This is a genomic window from Streptomyces albospinus (assembly GCF_014648695.1).
Lineage (GTDB): Bacteria > Actinomycetota > Actinomycetes > Streptomycetales > Streptomycetaceae > Streptomyces > Streptomyces albospinus.
This window is the reverse complement of sequence record NZ_BMRP01000020.1, coordinates 118,527-119,757: the sequence shown is the minus strand read 5'-3', so window position 1 is coordinate 119,757 and position 1,231 is coordinate 118,527. Positions and strand designations below refer to the sequence as shown.

The window sequence follows — 1,231 nt, the reverse complement described above, 5'->3', positions numbered from 1 at the left end:
GTGCTCCCCCGGACTGACGGGCCTCACCAGCCACTTCTCCCTCTCCTCCGCCCATTCTCGGCAGAAGGGGCGCACAGGGGCGCACCCCGCGGGAGGATTGTCGGTGGTTGCCGGTAGCGTTTCGGTAGATACGAGGAGTGGGCGGGCATCGGCGGCATACGGGCCAGTAGCGGTCGGCCGGCGCGGCGCGCCCCGGGAAGTGCTGGGTCTGTCGTGAGCCGTGTCGCAGCGGCAGCGAGCGTCGGAGAAGAAGGAAGGACGGCGAACTGCCGTGTATCGCTGGGAGATCACCCGGGCCGCACTGGCGCAGCGCGTTTTCGCCATCGTCCGCAGCGCGACATACGACGAAGCGAGCGCCACCGCCGACACCTTGCTGTCGGCCGGCATCACGAGCCTGGAGATATCCCTCACCACCCCGTTCGCCCTGGAGGCGGTGACCACCCTCACCCGCGAGCTGGGCGACGACGCCGTCATCGGCGCCGGTACGGTCCTTGACGCGGTGTCGGCCCGGATGGCGGTGGACGCGGGCGCCCGCTTCCTGGTCTCGCCGAGCCTGGACGCCGAGGTCATCCGCACCGCCCACCGCTACGGCGTCCCGGTCTTCGCCGGGGTCTCGACACCGAGCGAGATCGTCCGGGGCCTGGAGCTGGGCGCGGACGCGCTCAAGCTCTTCCCGGCCGCCGGGCACCACCCGTCGTGGATCGGCGACGTCCGCGCCGCCCTGCCGCAGGCGCCGCTGCTGCCGACCGGCGGGGTGACGACACAGACCGCACCGGAGTGGATCGCGGCGGGCGCCGTCGCGGTGGGGATGGGCTCGGCCCTGTCGGAAGGGGACCGCGAGACGGTGGCCAAGCGCGCCGCGGACCTCCTCGCGCGGCTCGCCGACGCGGTGCCCGAACAGCCGGGCGGCGAGGGAGCGATGGACCCCTACGGGGGCTGATCGGGGGACGGGAAGGGGGACGGGGAAGGGGACGGGAAGGGAAGGGACGGGAAGGGCGCGAACCGGGGGAGCGGGACGCGTGGTTGCGGGTCCGTGCCGTCCCACTGGCCGGGCGGGGGGTTCACCTGGCGCAGCGGCTCTGCCACCCTGAGCGCTCCGCTCGCCTGCTCAGGAGTCAGCCCACCATGAAGCGCGCCGCCGTACTCCCCGCTCTCGCCTGTCTGCTCACCCTCACCGCCGCCGCACCGGCGGCGTCGTACGCCACCCCCGCCCCGACCCCGGGAGCCGCCC

The 1,231-nt window shown here is 73.8% G+C and carries 1 protein-coding gene; it reads left to right on the top strand.

The window, feature by feature from the left end:
- Window positions 1–271 precede the first annotated feature (271 nt).
- The gene (locus tag IEZ17_RS25735) at window positions 272–940 is read left to right on the top strand and encodes a bifunctional 4-hydroxy-2-oxoglutarate aldolase/2-dehydro-3-deoxy-phosphogluconate aldolase (RefSeq protein ID WP_189304013.1); all 669 of its coding nucleotides are present in this window, start codon (window positions 272–274) and stop codon (window positions 938–940) included.
- Window positions 941–1,231: the final 291 nt, after the last annotated feature.